This is a genomic window from Rathayibacter sp. AY1E8, from assembly GCF_002931415.1.
GTDB lineage: Bacteria > Actinomycetota > Actinomycetes > Actinomycetales > Microbacteriaceae > Rathayibacter.
Map to the genome: position 1 here is coordinate 59,992 of NZ_PSVI01000001.1, position 12,144 is coordinate 72,135.

Genomic DNA, 12,144 nt, shown 5'->3' on the forward strand with positions numbered 1-12,144 from the left:
GGGTGCGAGGAAAGGGGGATGATCCGCCCGCGGGCCACAGGGGTGTCCGGCCGGAGCCGGCTCGGTCAGGGGGATCAGGCCGCCAGCGGCAGCTTCTCGGCGAGGAGCCGGAGCCGCAGGGCCCGGAGCTCGGCGGTCAGCTCGGGCGGCAGCCGGTCGCCGAACCGCGTGAAGAACTCCTCCGTGAGCGCGCACTCCTCCAGCCACGCCTCGACCGGGACGGAGAACAGCTCCTTCTTCTGGGCCGCGGAGAGCCGGAGCCCGTGCGTGTTGATCGCGACCGGCAGGTCGCCGAGGGGGCTCCGCCGCGCCTCCGCCAGCCCCTCCAGGCGGCGGACGAGCCACTGCAGCACCCGCGCGTTCTCGCCGAAGCCGGGCCAGAGGAACTCGCCGTCCGCGTCCTTCCGGAACCAGTTGACCTGGAACACGGCCGGCGCCGCATCGCCGAGCTCGGCGCCGATCGCGAGCCAGTGCGCGAAGTAGTCGGCCATGTTGTAGCCGCAGAAGGGGAGCATCGCGAACGGATCGCGGCGCAGCTCCCCGACCGTGCCCTCCGCGGCCGCGGTCTTCTCGGAGGCGACGGTCGCACCCAGGAAGACGCCGTGCTGCCACGAGGTGGCCTGCGTGACCAGCGGGACGTTGCTCGCCCGTCGGCCCCCGAAGACGATCGCGTCCAGCGGCACGCCCTCGTGGGCGTCCCAGTCGGCGGAGAGCGACGGGCACTGCGCGGCCGGCGCGGTGAAGCGGGAGTTGGGGTGCGCGGCAGGCGTGCCGGACGCCGGCGTCCACGGGTGCCCGCGCCAGTCGGTCAGCCGCTCCGGGACCTCGTCGGTCAGGCCCTCCCACCACACGTCGCCGTCCTCGCGGAGCGCGACGTTGGTGAAGATCGTGTTGCCCCAGAGCGTCTGCACGGCGTTCGGGTTCGAGGTCTCCCCGGTGCCGGGAGCGACGCCGAAGAAGCCCGTCTCGGGGTTCATCGCCCAGAGGCGTCCGTCCTCCCCGCGGCGCATCCAGGTGATGTCGTCGCCCAGCGTCTCGACCCGCCAGCCGGGGATCGCGGGCTGCATCATCGCGAGGTTGGTCTTGCCGCACGCGCTCGGGAAGGCGGCGGCGACGTGGTAGCGCCGTCCCTCGGGCGAGACGATGCGGATCAGCAGCATGTGCTCGGCGAGCCAGCCCTCCTCGCGCCCCATCGCCGAGGCGATGCGCAGGGCGAAGCACTTCTTCGCCAGCAGGGCGTTGCCGCCGTAGCCGGAGCCGTACGAGACGATCTCGCGCGTCTCCGGGAACTGGGTGATGTACTTCACGGGGCTGCACGGCCAGGCGACGTCCTCGCGGGAGACGCCGTCCGCGTCGCGGAGGGGCAGCCCCACGGTGTGCACGCCGCGGACGAACGGGGTCTCCTCGGTGAAGGCGGCGAGCGGCTCGGAGCCCACGCGCGCCATGATCCGCAGGTTCAGCACCGCGTAGGCCGAGTCGGTGACCTGGACGCCCAGCTGCGAGAGCGGACCGCCGACGGGCCCCATCGAGAACGGGACGACGTACATCGTCCGTCCGCGCATCGCTCCGTCGAGGAGGGGAGCGAGCTCGGCCCTCATCGCGGCGGGCTCGCGCCAGTTGTTGGTCGGTCCCGCGTCGGCCTCGTCGGTCGTGCAGATGAAGGTGCGGTCCTCGACCCGGGCGACGTCGTCCGGGTCGGTGCGGGCCAGGAACGAGCCGGGCCGCCACTCCGGATTGAGCGGGAGGAGCGTGCCGGAGGCGACGAGCCGCTCGGTCAGGCGGTACCACTCCGCGGGGGAGCCGTCGCTCCACTCGATCGCGTCGGGCTTGAGGATCGCGGCGGTCTCGCGCACCCAGCGGCGGAGGGCGAGGGGCGCCGGCGGCACGACGGGCGCGGGGACGGACGTCGGCCCGGTCATGGTGCTCGGCTCGAGTCGGACGGTGTTGCTGTAGATGCTCATGCTGGCTCCGCTTTCGGTGGTCGTCGTCGACGGGAGTGGGGAGTCGCCGGCCGCAGCCGGAGAGAGGCCGGCCGGGCCGGGAGGGGCGCTCGGTGGCGCCTGAAGCCAGGATGGAGGAGGATCAGGAGGTATTCCCGGCGCTCAGGCGGTCAAGAAACCGCCTTTTTGCGCTTCCGTCACAACCGACCGCTGGAGCTCGTCGTGACCGATCCCTCGACGCCCGCCCCGGGCTCCGACGCCGTGCTGCTCGGGCAGCGCCTGCGCCACTTCCGCACCCGGCGCGGACTGACCCTCGGGCAGCTCGCCGAGCGCGTCGACGTGTCGGGGAGCCAGCTCTCGCTGATCGAGACGGGGCGCCGCGAGCCGCGCCTCTCCCTCCTGCAGCGCCTCGCGGCCGCGCTCGGCGTCGAGCTGGCGGCGCTGCTCTCGGACGAGCCGCCGAGCGAGCGGGCCGCGCTCGAGATCGAGCTGGCGCGCGTGCAGAAGGGGTCGCTGTACCGCTCGCTCGGCCTGCCCGAGTTCAAGGTCAACAAGGGGCTGAGCACGCCCGTGCTGGAGGCGTTCCTCGGCGTCTACCGCGAGCTCGCCCGTCGCCGGAGCGAGGCGAGTGCCACACCGGAGGAGGCGCGCCGAGCCAACACCGCCCAGCGGCTCCAGCTGCGCGAGCGCAGCTCCTACCTGCCCGAGATCGAGGAGGTGGCGGGCGAGATGCTCCGGACCGTCGGGCACCGCGCAGGAGCTCTGACCCACAGCTCCGTCTCGAAGATGGCCCGGCACCTCGGCTTCGAGATCATCCACGTCGGCGACCTGCCGCACTCCGCCCGCTCGGTGATCGACCTCGCGAACGGCAGGATCTACCTCCCGCCCGCCTCGATCCCCGGGGGGCACGGCCTGCGGGCGCTGGCGCTGCAGGCGATGGCGCACCGCCTCCTCGGGCACGAGCGGCCGGTGACCTACGCCGACTTCCTCCGCCAGCGCCTCGAGATCAACTACTTCGCCGCCGCGTGCCTGATGCCGCTGGAGCCGGCGGTCGCGTTCCTCCAGGAGGCGAAGCGCGAGCGGGACGTCTCGGTGGAGGACTTCCGCGACGGCTTCGGCGTCACCCACGAGGCCGCCGCCCTGCGCTTCACGAACCTGCTCACCTCGCACCTCGACATCCGGATGCACTTCCTGCGGGTGCTGGGAGACGGCTCGATCCAGAAGGCCTACGAGAACGACGGGCTGCCGCTGCCGACCGACGTCACCGGGGCCGTCGAGGGCCAGGTCGTCTGCCGCTACTGGTCGGCGCGCTCCGCGTTCACCCGGACCAACCGGACGACGGAGTACTACCAGTACGTCGACACTCCGGCGGGCACCTTCTGGTCGGCGTCGCAGACCGGCACGACCGCCACCGAGGAGTTCTCGATCACCGTGGGCGTCCCGTTCGCCGAGGCCCGCTTCTTCCGAGGCCGCGACACCGACCGCCGCGAGCTCTCCCGCTGCCCCGACGAGTCCTGCTGCCGGCGCGCCCCGTCGGAGCTCGCCGCGCGCTGGGACGGCAACGCCTGGCCGAGCGCGCGCCTGCACGCGCACGTGCTCGCGCCGCTGCCGTCGGGGACCTTCCCCGGCATCGACGACGCCGAGGTCTACGAGTTCCTCGACGCGCACGCTCGCGAGTCCTGACCGCTCCCGCGAGACGCCGCTCCGGTGCGCCTGGGTCGGCGTGCCGCGTACCCGAGCGCGCCCGCGGAAGGGCGGGAGTCGTCAGTCCGAGATGAGGGCGCGGGCCGTTCCCTCGTCGAGGATGAGGTCGGTGATGAGGCCGGCCGCCAGGGCGCCGCGCAGGCCCGGCAGCTTCGAGGCGCCCGACACGACGCAGATCCGGCGCGACGCGCGGCGCACCGTGGAGAGGTCCGGACCGCTTGCACGTTCGTTCATGGGGATGTCGTCCCAGCTGCCGTCGGACCGGTAGAACACCGTCGCGACGTCGCCGACGACCCCGGAGCCGCTGAGCGAGGTGAAGTCGCTCGGCTCCAGGTAGCCGCCGATGTAGACCTTCGAGGGGACCGCCGCGAACGGCGACCCGAGCCCGAACAGCGCCACGTCCATCCGCTGCTGCAGCTCCAGGACCCGTCGGGTGGAGCGCTCGCGCCACACCGCCTGCTTGGTGGTCGGGTCGTCGAAGAACGCCGGCACCGGGAACTGCTGGACCTTCGCCGCGTAGGCGTCACCGAAGCGGCGGAGGATCTCGCTCGAGTAGTTGATGCCCGTGGTCTCGGTGTTGCCGGCGCCGTTCAGCTGCACGATCTGCGTGTTGTGCGTCTCCTTGGCGATCAGGTGGCGGCTGATCGCGCTCATCGTGGAGCCCCAGGCGATGCCGACGATCATGTTCGAGTCGATGAACTGCCCGAGGATCCTCGCTGCGGACAGGGCGACCCGCTCGAGCCGGTCGATCTCGCTGGTGTGGTCCGGCACCGGCACGATGTGCGCCGTGATGTCGAAGTGGGACCGCACCTCGGCCGAGAGGGCGCTCGCCCGGTCGAGGGGGGAGCGGATCTGGATGTCGACCAGGCCGGTCGCGCGGGCGTGCGAGAGCAGGCGCGAGACGGAGGAGCGCGACGTGTGCAGCTCGTGCGCGATCGCGTCCATCGTCAGATCCTGCATGTAGTACAGCTGGGCCGCACGCAGCGCGTCCCGCGTCTTGTCGGGATGGGTCGCGTGGGTCGTCTCGTCGAGTTCGACGACCGGTCTCACCGGGGTCATAGCGCTCCCTGCACGGATTTCCACCCGTCTTGACCGGATGTGTTGTCGGGTCAAGGATGGCTGTATTCCTCCGCGAAATCAATCGGTCATCTCCCCGGTGCAGGCTGGTGCGGAGGCCTCGACGACACCCCTACGACACGAAGGCGAGTACGAAGTGGCACAGTCCGACGGAACTCCCGGAAACTCCGCTCTGCGCGAGAGCGTCGCTGCTCTCCGCGACAACCCCCGCGCCACGGTCCTGGTCATCGGCGGTGGCATCAACGGCATCGGGACCTTCCGCGAGCTCGCGCTCAACGGCGTCGACGTCGCCCTCGTCGAGCGCGGCGACTACGTCTCCGGTGCCTCGAGCGCCTCGAGCCACATGATCCACGGCGGCATCCGCTACCTCGAGAACGGCGAGTTCCGACTCGTCAACGAGGGCGTGCACGAGCGCAACGGCCTGCTGAAGATCGCTCCCCATTACGTGAAGCCGCTGCAGACGACGATCCCGATCTACTCGACGTTCTCGGGCATCCTCGCGGCTCCGCTGCGCTTCCTGACCCACAAGTCGGGCAAGCCGCAGGAGCGCGGTGCGCTGCTGATCAAGGTCGGCCTCACGATGTACGACTTCTTCTCCCGCGACGGCGGCACGGTCCCGCGCCACCAGTTCCACGGGCGCAAGCGCTCGCTGAACGAGCTCCCCAAGCTCGACCCGAAGATCAAGTACACCGCCACCTACTTCGACGCCTCCGTGCACGAGCCCGAGCGCCTCGCGCTCGACGTGCTCCACGACGCGCTGATCGGCGGCAGGAAGGCCCGCGCGGCCAACTACGTCGAGGCCGTCGGCGCCGACGAGAAGGGCGTCGTCCTCCGCGACCGCGAGTCCGGCGAGGAGTTCACCTTCGCGGCGGACGTCGTCGTCAACGTCTCCGGACCGTGGACCGACTTCACCAACACGGCCCTCGGCACGTCCACGAAATTCATGGGCGGCACCAAGGGCTCGCACATCGTGCTCGACAACCCCGAGCTGGTCGAGGCCTGCGAGGGTCGCGAGATGTTCTTCGAGCACAGCGACGGACGCATCGTCCTCATCTACCCGCTCAAGGGCCGCGTGATGGTCGGCACGACCGACATCGACGCCGACCCCACGAAGCCGGCGGTGTGCACGGAGGAGGAGATCGACTACTTCTTCGAGCTCGTCAACCACGTCTTCCCGGCCATCCGCGTGGACCGTTCGCAGATCGTCTTCAAGTTCTCCGGCATCCGCCCGCTGCCCCGCCACGACGACGAGGCCCCGGGCTTCGTCTCCCGCGACTACCGCATCGAGCCCTCGACGCTCCCCGGCAACGGCTCGCCCGTGCTCAGCCTGGTCGGCGGCAAGTGGACGACGTTCCGCGCCCTGTCGGAGCACCTCTCGAACGAGGTCTTCAAGCGGATCGGCGTGACCCGTCGCGTCTCCACCGTGAAGACCCCCATCGGAGGCGGCAAGGGCTTCCCGCGCACCGACGCGTCCCGCGCGCAGTGGATCAGCCAGCACCGCTCCGGGCTCTCCTCGGCCCGCACGGGCCAGCTGCTCGAGCGCTACGGCACCCGCGCGCAGGAGGTCATCGAGGCCCTGGCCGACGGACACGACGAGGCGCTCGACTTCGACAAGGACTTCACCACCGGTGAGATCCGCTACCTCGCCCAGCGCGAGAGCGTGGTGCACCTCATCGACCTGGTGATGCGCCGCACCAACCACGCCTTCACGGGCGGCCTGAGCCGCGAGCTCCTCGAGGAGCTCGCCGAGCACACGGGCGCCGTGCTGGGCTGGGACGACGCCGCCCGCGCGTCGGAGGTCGACGCGACCATCGCGCACCTCAAGGAGTACAACGGCGTCGACGTCGGGGGCACCTCGGTGCAGACCCCGACGGCCGTGCCCGCCTCCTGATCGGCGATCAGGCGCGGATCGACGGAAGCCCCGGACCGAGGACCACCTCGACCGGGGCTTCCGTCGTGACAACGCACAAACGTGCACGCGCCGTTCCTTGTCGCTAGGACAGGGCGCCGATAACTTCACACCGTCGGGCATCGAAGCCCGCCGCGGACGCCTGTGCGCGTCCGTCTTACGAAAAGGAAAAGGTCAACGTGGACAATCTCGGAGTGGTCTTCCTCGCCGAAGTCGTGGGAACGGCCATGCTCGTGCTCCTCGGCTGCGGTGTCGTCGCCAACGTCGCGCTCGTGAAGAGCAAGGGTCTCAACGGCGGAACCCTCATGGTCAACATCGGCTGGGGCTTCGCGGTCTTCGCCGGTGTGATCGTCTCGTACAACTCGGGGGCGCACCTCAACCCCGCGGTCACCCTGGGCCTCGTCGCGAGCGGAGCGACCGAGTTCGGATCCGGCGTGCCCGTCAACATCGTCTCGATCCTCGTCTACATCCTCGCCCAGATGATCGGTGCGATCCTCGGTGCCGTCTTCTGCTGGCTCGCCTACAAGCAGCACTTCGACGAGGAGCCCGACGCGGCGAACAAGCTCGGCGTCTTCTCGACCGGCCCGGCGATCCGCTCGTACGGCTGGAACTTCGTCACCGAGGTCATCGGCACCTTCGTCCTCGTCTTCGTCGTCATCGGCTTCGGCGGCGGACGTCAGGGCGACGGCGGTCTGGCCGCGCTCGGCGCGCTGCCCGTCGCCATCCTGGTGATCGCGATCGGCGCCTCCCTCGGCGGCCCGACCGGCTACGCCATCAACCCCGCCCGCGACCTCGGCCCCCGCATCGCGCACGCTCTCCTGCCGATCAAGGGCAAGGGCTCGAGCGACTGGAGCTACGCCTGGGTGCCCGTCGCCGGCCCGATCGTCGGTGGAGTGCTCGCGGGCCTCGCCTCGCTCGTGCTGCTCCCGGTCCTCTAGACCGCCGCGCTTCCTTTCACCCCCGTTACGAAGGAGTAATCATTCATGGCTGACTACGTCATCGCTATCGACCAGGGGACCACGTCGTCCCGCGCGATCATCTTCGACAAGAAGGGATCGATCGTCTCCACCGGCCAGAAGGAGCACGAGCAGATCTTCCCGCGCGCCGGCTGGGTCGAGCACGACCCGATCGAGATCTGGAACAACGTCCGCGAGGTGATCGGCCAGGCTCTCTCCCGCGCCGACCTGACCCGCCACGACATCGCCTCCGTCGGCATCACCAACCAGCGCGAGACCGCTGTCGTCTGGGACAGGACGACCGGCAAGCCCGTCTACAACGCCATCGTCTGGCAGGACACCCGCACCCAGTCGATCGTCGACCGCCTCGCCGGCGACGAGGGCGCGGACCGCTTCAAGTCGATCGTGGGCCTCCCTCTCGCGACCTACTTCTCCGGCACCAAGATCGTCTGGATCCTCGAGAACGTCGAGGGTGCTCGCGAGAAGGCCGAGGCAGGCGACCTGATCTTCGGCACGACGGACACCTGGGTCCTCTGGAACCTGACCGGCGGCATCGACGGCGGCGTCCACAAGACCGACGTCACCAACGCCTCCCGCACCCTGTTCCTCGACCTCGAGACCCTCGAGTGGCGCGACGACATCCTCGAGGCCTTCGGGGTCCCGAAGTCGATGCTCCCCAAGGTCTGCTCCTCCTCCGAGGTCTACGGCCACGTCGAGTCCTCGTCGCTGCTGCGCGAGGTCCCGATCGCCGGCATCCTCGGCGACCAGCAGGCCGCGACCTTCGGCCAGGCGGCGTTCGACCCGGGCGAGGCGAAGAACACCTACGGCACCGGCAACTTCCTGATCTTCAACACGGGCACCGAGATCGTCCACTCGAAGAACGGTCTGCTCACCACCATCGGCTACAAGCTCGGCGACGGCGAGGTGCACTACGCGCTCGAGGGCTCGATCGCGGTCTCCGGCTCGCTGATCCAGTGGCTGCGCGACAACCTGGGCCTCATCGGCTCGGCCCCCGAGGTCGAGGCGCTGGCCGCCACGGTCGAGGACAACGGAGGCGCGTACTTCGTGCCCGCCTTCTCGGGTCTGTTCGCCCCCTACTGGCGCTCCGACGCACGCGGAGCCCTCGTCGGCCTCACCCGCTACGTCAACAAGGGCCACATCGCCCGCGCCGCGCTCGAGGCGACCGCCTTCCAGACCCGCGAGGTCCTGGACGCGGTCAACGCCGACTCCGGCGTCCCCCTGCAGGAGCTCAAGGTCGACGGCGGAATGATCGCCAACAACCTGCTCATGCAGTTCCAGGCCGACATCCTCGGCGTCCCGGTCGTCCGACCGGTCGTCGCGGAGACCACCGCGCTCGGAGCGGCCTACGCGGCCGGTCTCGCGGTCGGCTTCTGGGAGAACCTCGACGACCTGCGCCAGAACTGGCAGGAGGACTCGCGCTGGACCCCGCAGATGGACCAGGACGAGGCCGCCCGCCAGTACCGCCTCTGGAAGAAGGCCGTCACCAAGACCTTCGACTGGATCGACGAGGACGTGCAGTAGTTTTCTCCGCGGCAGTCCCTGCCTGCCGCGGCGCGGTCGGCTCATCGAGATGGTCGCGTCTCGGGGAGCGGGTTCCGTCCGGCTAGGGGACGACGCTGACACGCGTCCTCCCCGTTCGCCTCGTGCGGCGAGCGGATGATGTGCGTCCGTTCACGGTGAAGCGCCCTGTCCGACCCCCGGGTCGGGTGGGGCGCTTCGTCGTTCCGACGACGACGCAACGGGTATCGCAACGGGGTGGTTCGGGGACACCCATGCTGGTCGAGTGGTCGCCGCAGACGGCTCATCGAGACCCGGCAATTCGGACCTGCATGCTGGTCGCGTAGTCGCTGCAGGCGGCTTATCGAGACCCGGACCGGGTGAGGCCTCAGCCCGCCGACAGCCCGAGCTGCGCGTCCAGCTCATCCAGGGAAGCGATCCGGCGCACGCCCAGCTCGACCGCCTCGGGCGGCAGCTCGCGGCCGTGCTCGGGACCGCCGACGCGGTCGAGCCAGACGCCGCGCAGGCCCGCAGCGGCCGCTCCGACGGCGTCGGTGCCGAGCCGGTCGCCGACGTAGAGGGCCTCCTCCGGAGAGACCCCGAACCGCTCGCAGGCGATCGCGAAGATCCGCGCGTCCGGCTTGGCGACGCCGACGTCGCCGGAGGCGATCACGTGCTCGAAGCGACCGGAGAGGCCCGTGCCCTCGATCTTCCCCCGCTGGAAGTCGAGCACGCCGTTGGTGATGACGCCGAGGCGGACTCCGGCGGCGTCGAGCCGGTCGAGGACGGGCAGCGCGTCGTCGTGGAGGGTCCAGGCGGCGACGTAGCGCTCGAGGTACCCGCGGAACCAGGAGCTCGCCTCCTCGGGAGCCAGCATGACTCCGGCCTCCGCGGCGAAGTCCGTGGCGCGCGCCCGGCGCTGGCCCTCGTAGTCGAGCTCGCCCGCGAGGTAGCGGTGGTAGTGCTCCTCCTCGAGCAGGTGCCAGCGGCGCTGCACGTCGGCCGGCTCGCCGGCGTAGGCGGCGCCGAGCGAGGCGGCGTACGCGACGATCCCCTCCCGCACAGCGCGGGCATGGGCGAAGAGGGTGTCGTCGAGGTCGAAGAGCGCGAGCCGCAGCACGGCCGCCTCAGCGGACGCGGCGGAGGAGGCCGACGGAGTCGTAGACGGCGGCGAGCGTGCGCTCCGCGGTCTCGGACGCGCGGTCGGCGGCGAGGGAGAGGACCCGGTCGAGCTCGGCCGGGTCGGCGAGCAGCTCCGCGGTCCGCGCTCGGATCGGGTCGAAGGTGGCGGCGACCACCTCGACGAGGCCCTTCTTGAGGTCCCCGTAGCCGCGGCCCGCGTACTCCTGCTCCAGCGACTCGACGGAGCGGTCGGCGAGGACCGAGTAGATCGTCAGCAGGTTCGAGACGCCGGGCTTCGCCGCCCGGTCGAAGCGCACCTCCGACTCGGTGTCCGTCACGGCGCGCATGATCTTCTTCGCGGTCGCCTTCGGCTCGTCGAGCACGCTGAGCAGGCCCGCATCCGACTCCGCCGACTTCGACATCTTGGCGCCCGGGTTCTGCAGGTCGAAGATCTTCGCGGTCTCGCGCACGATGTGGGGCTCCGGCACGGCGAAGGTCTCGCCGAAGCGCGAGTTGAAGCGCGCGGCGAGATCGCGGGTGAGCTCCAGGTGCTGGCGCTGGTCCTCGCCGACCGGCACCGCGTCCGTCTGGTACAGCAGGATGTCGGCCGCCATCAGGATCGGGTAGGTGAACAGGCCCACCGAGGCGGCCTCAGCGCCCTGCTTCGCCGACTTGTCCTTGAACTGCGTCATCCGGCTGGCCTCGCCGAAGCCGGTCAGGGTGTTGAGGACCCAGGCGAGCTCGGCGTGAGCGGGCACGTGGGACTGGATGAAGAGGGTCGAGCGCGCGGGGTCGATGCCCGCGGCGATGTACTGCGCGGCGGTCGCGCGGGTGCGCTCGCGGAGCTGCTGCGGGTCCTGCGGGACCGTGATCGCGTGCAGGTCGACGACGCAGAAGTAGGCGTCGAAGTCCTCCTGCATCGCGACCCACTGGGTCAGCGCGCCGATGTAGTTGCCGAGGTGCAGCGACCCGGAGGAGGGCTGCATGCCGGAGAAGATGACGGGCTTGGCGCCCGGGGTGCTGGGAGTCATGGGTGGCCTCGAGGGGTCGGGATCGCGGGGAGAGGGTCAGAGCTCGTAGTCGACGACCACGGGGGAGTGGTCGGACCAGCGGGTGTCGTAGGAGGCGGCGCGGTCGACCTCGTAGCTGCGGGCGAGGTCGGCGAGCGCGGGCGTGGCGAGCTGGTAGTCGAGGCGCCAGCCGGTGTCGGTGTCGAAGGCCTGGCCGCGCTGCGACCACCACGTGTACGGTCCGGGCACCTCGCCCGCGAACCGGCGGCCGAGGTCGACCCAGCCCAGTCCGGCACCGGCGTTGTAGTCCGGGTCGCCCTCGGCGCCGACGAAGCGGTCGACGTAGGCGCGCTCCTCCGGGAGGAAGCCGGCCTTCTTGACGTTGCCCTTCCAGTTCTTGATGTCGAGCGTGCGGTGGCCGACGTTGAGGTCGCCCATCACCACGGCGAGCTCGCTGTGCGCCTGGATCTCGGGCAGGCGCGCCTCCATCGCGTCGAGGAAGCGGTACTTCTCGACCTGCTTGGGGGTGCCGACCTCGCCGGAGTGGACGTAGGTGGAGACGACGGTGAGCGAGCGGCCGCCGACCTCGTAGTCGGCCTCGAGCCAGCGTCCGGCCGAGTCGAAGTCGTCGGCGCCGAACGTCACGCGGTGGATCGTGGCGCGCCTGCGCGAGGCGAGAGCGACTCCGGCGCGCCCCTTGGCGGTCGCCTCGTCGTGCAGCACGTCCCACTCGTCCCCGAGGAGCCCCGTGAGGTCGTCCGTGGAGGCGCGGACCTCCTGCAGGGCCAGGACGTCGACGTCGCGGGCGGCGAGCCAGTCGCCCATCCCCTTGCGGTAGGCGGCGCGGACGCCGTTCACGTTGACGGAGGCGATGCGGAGGGTGCTGCGAGTCACCGGAGCAGTCTATT

The 12,144-nt window shown here is 70.6% G+C and carries 9 protein-coding genes; 4 read left to right on the top strand and 5 right to left on the bottom strand.

Going from position 1 to position 12,144, the window contains the following annotated elements:
* Positions 1-74: 74 nt before the first annotated feature.
* Positions 75-1,961: a phosphoenolpyruvate carboxykinase (GTP) gene (locus tag C5C74_RS00350; RefSeq protein WP_374953478.1), complete on the bottom strand. Its 1,887-nt coding sequence runs from the start codon at positions 1,959-1,961 to the stop codon at positions 75-77.
* 201 nt (positions 1,962-2,162) lie between these two features.
* Between C5C74_RS00350 and C5C74_RS00355 the strand changes: the two genes are divergently transcribed.
* Positions 2,163-3,623 carry a helix-turn-helix domain-containing protein gene (locus C5C74_RS00355; protein ID WP_104350771.1) on the top strand — a complete coding sequence of 487 codons (1,461 nt, stop codon included), beginning with the start codon at positions 2,163-2,165 and terminating at the stop codon, positions 3,621-3,623.
* 81 nt (positions 3,624-3,704) lie between these two features.
* Here the strand turns inward: C5C74_RS00355 and C5C74_RS00360 are convergent, their stop codons facing one another.
* Positions 3,705-4,703, bottom strand: a complete 999-nt coding sequence (locus tag C5C74_RS00360) for a sugar-binding transcriptional regulator (RefSeq protein ID WP_104223198.1) — start codon at positions 4,701-4,703, stop codon at positions 3,705-3,707.
* 154 nt (positions 4,704-4,857) lie between these two features.
* Between C5C74_RS00360 and C5C74_RS00365 the strand changes: the two genes are divergently transcribed.
* From C5C74_RS00365 to glpK, 3 genes are all read left to right on the top strand, one after another.
* Positions 4,858-6,612 (top strand): glycerol-3-phosphate dehydrogenase/oxidase, encoded by a 1,755-nt coding sequence (locus C5C74_RS00365; protein ID WP_258061232.1) that lies wholly within the window; start codon positions 4,858-4,860, stop codon positions 6,610-6,612.
* A gap of 245 nt (positions 6,613-6,857) precedes the next feature.
* Positions 6,858-7,568, top strand: a complete 711-nt coding sequence (locus tag C5C74_RS00370) for an MIP/aquaporin family protein (protein ID WP_374952909.1) — start codon at positions 6,858-6,860, stop codon at positions 7,566-7,568.
* 45 nt (positions 7,569-7,613) lie between these two features.
* Positions 7,614-9,128: a glycerol kinase GlpK gene (glpK, locus tag C5C74_RS00375; RefSeq protein WP_104350773.1), complete on the top strand. Its 1,515-nt coding sequence runs from the start codon at positions 7,614-7,616 to the stop codon at positions 9,126-9,128.
* Between the two features lie 364 nt (positions 9,129-9,492).
* On the opposite strand, the gene C5C74_RS00380 is transcribed toward glpK, so the two are convergent.
* The 3 genes from C5C74_RS00380 to C5C74_RS00390 are packed head-to-tail and all read right to left on the bottom strand — an operon-like array spanning position 9,493 to position 12,130.
* Positions 9,493-10,224: an HAD family hydrolase gene (locus C5C74_RS00380; protein ID WP_104350774.1), complete on the bottom strand. Its 732-nt coding sequence runs from the start codon at positions 10,222-10,224 to the stop codon at positions 9,493-9,495.
* 7 nt (positions 10,225-10,231) lie between these two features.
* Positions 10,232-11,257, bottom strand: a complete 1,026-nt coding sequence (gene trpS / locus C5C74_RS00385) for a tryptophan--tRNA ligase (RefSeq protein WP_104232840.1) — start codon at positions 11,255-11,257, stop codon at positions 10,232-10,234.
* Between the two features lie 36 nt (positions 11,258-11,293).
* Positions 11,294-12,130 carry an exodeoxyribonuclease III gene (locus tag C5C74_RS00390; protein ID WP_104223192.1) on the bottom strand — a complete coding sequence of 279 codons (837 nt, stop codon included), beginning with the start codon at positions 12,128-12,130 and terminating at the stop codon, positions 11,294-11,296.
* Between the last annotated feature and the right edge of the window lie 14 nt (positions 12,131-12,144).

Bases quoted from the DNA above. Each gene is read 5' to 3' on its own strand.
- C5C74_RS00350 (WP_374953478.1), bottom strand. From the start codon at position 1,961: ATGAGCATCTACAGCAACACCGTCCGACTCGAGCCGAGCACCATGACC.
- C5C74_RS00360 (WP_104223198.1), bottom strand. From the start codon at position 4,703: ATGACCCCGGTGAGACCGGTCGTCGAACTCGACGAGACGACCCACGCG.
- C5C74_RS00370 (WP_374952909.1), top strand. From the start codon at position 6,858: ATGCTCGTGCTCCTCGGCTGCGGTGTCGTCGCCAACGTCGCGCTCGTG.
- glpK (WP_104350773.1), top strand. From the start codon at position 7,614: ATGGCTGACTACGTCATCGCTATCGACCAGGGGACCACGTCGTCCCGC.
- trpS (WP_104232840.1), bottom strand. From the start codon at position 11,257: ATGACTCCCAGCACCCCGGGCGCCAAGCCCGTCATCTTCTCCGGCATG.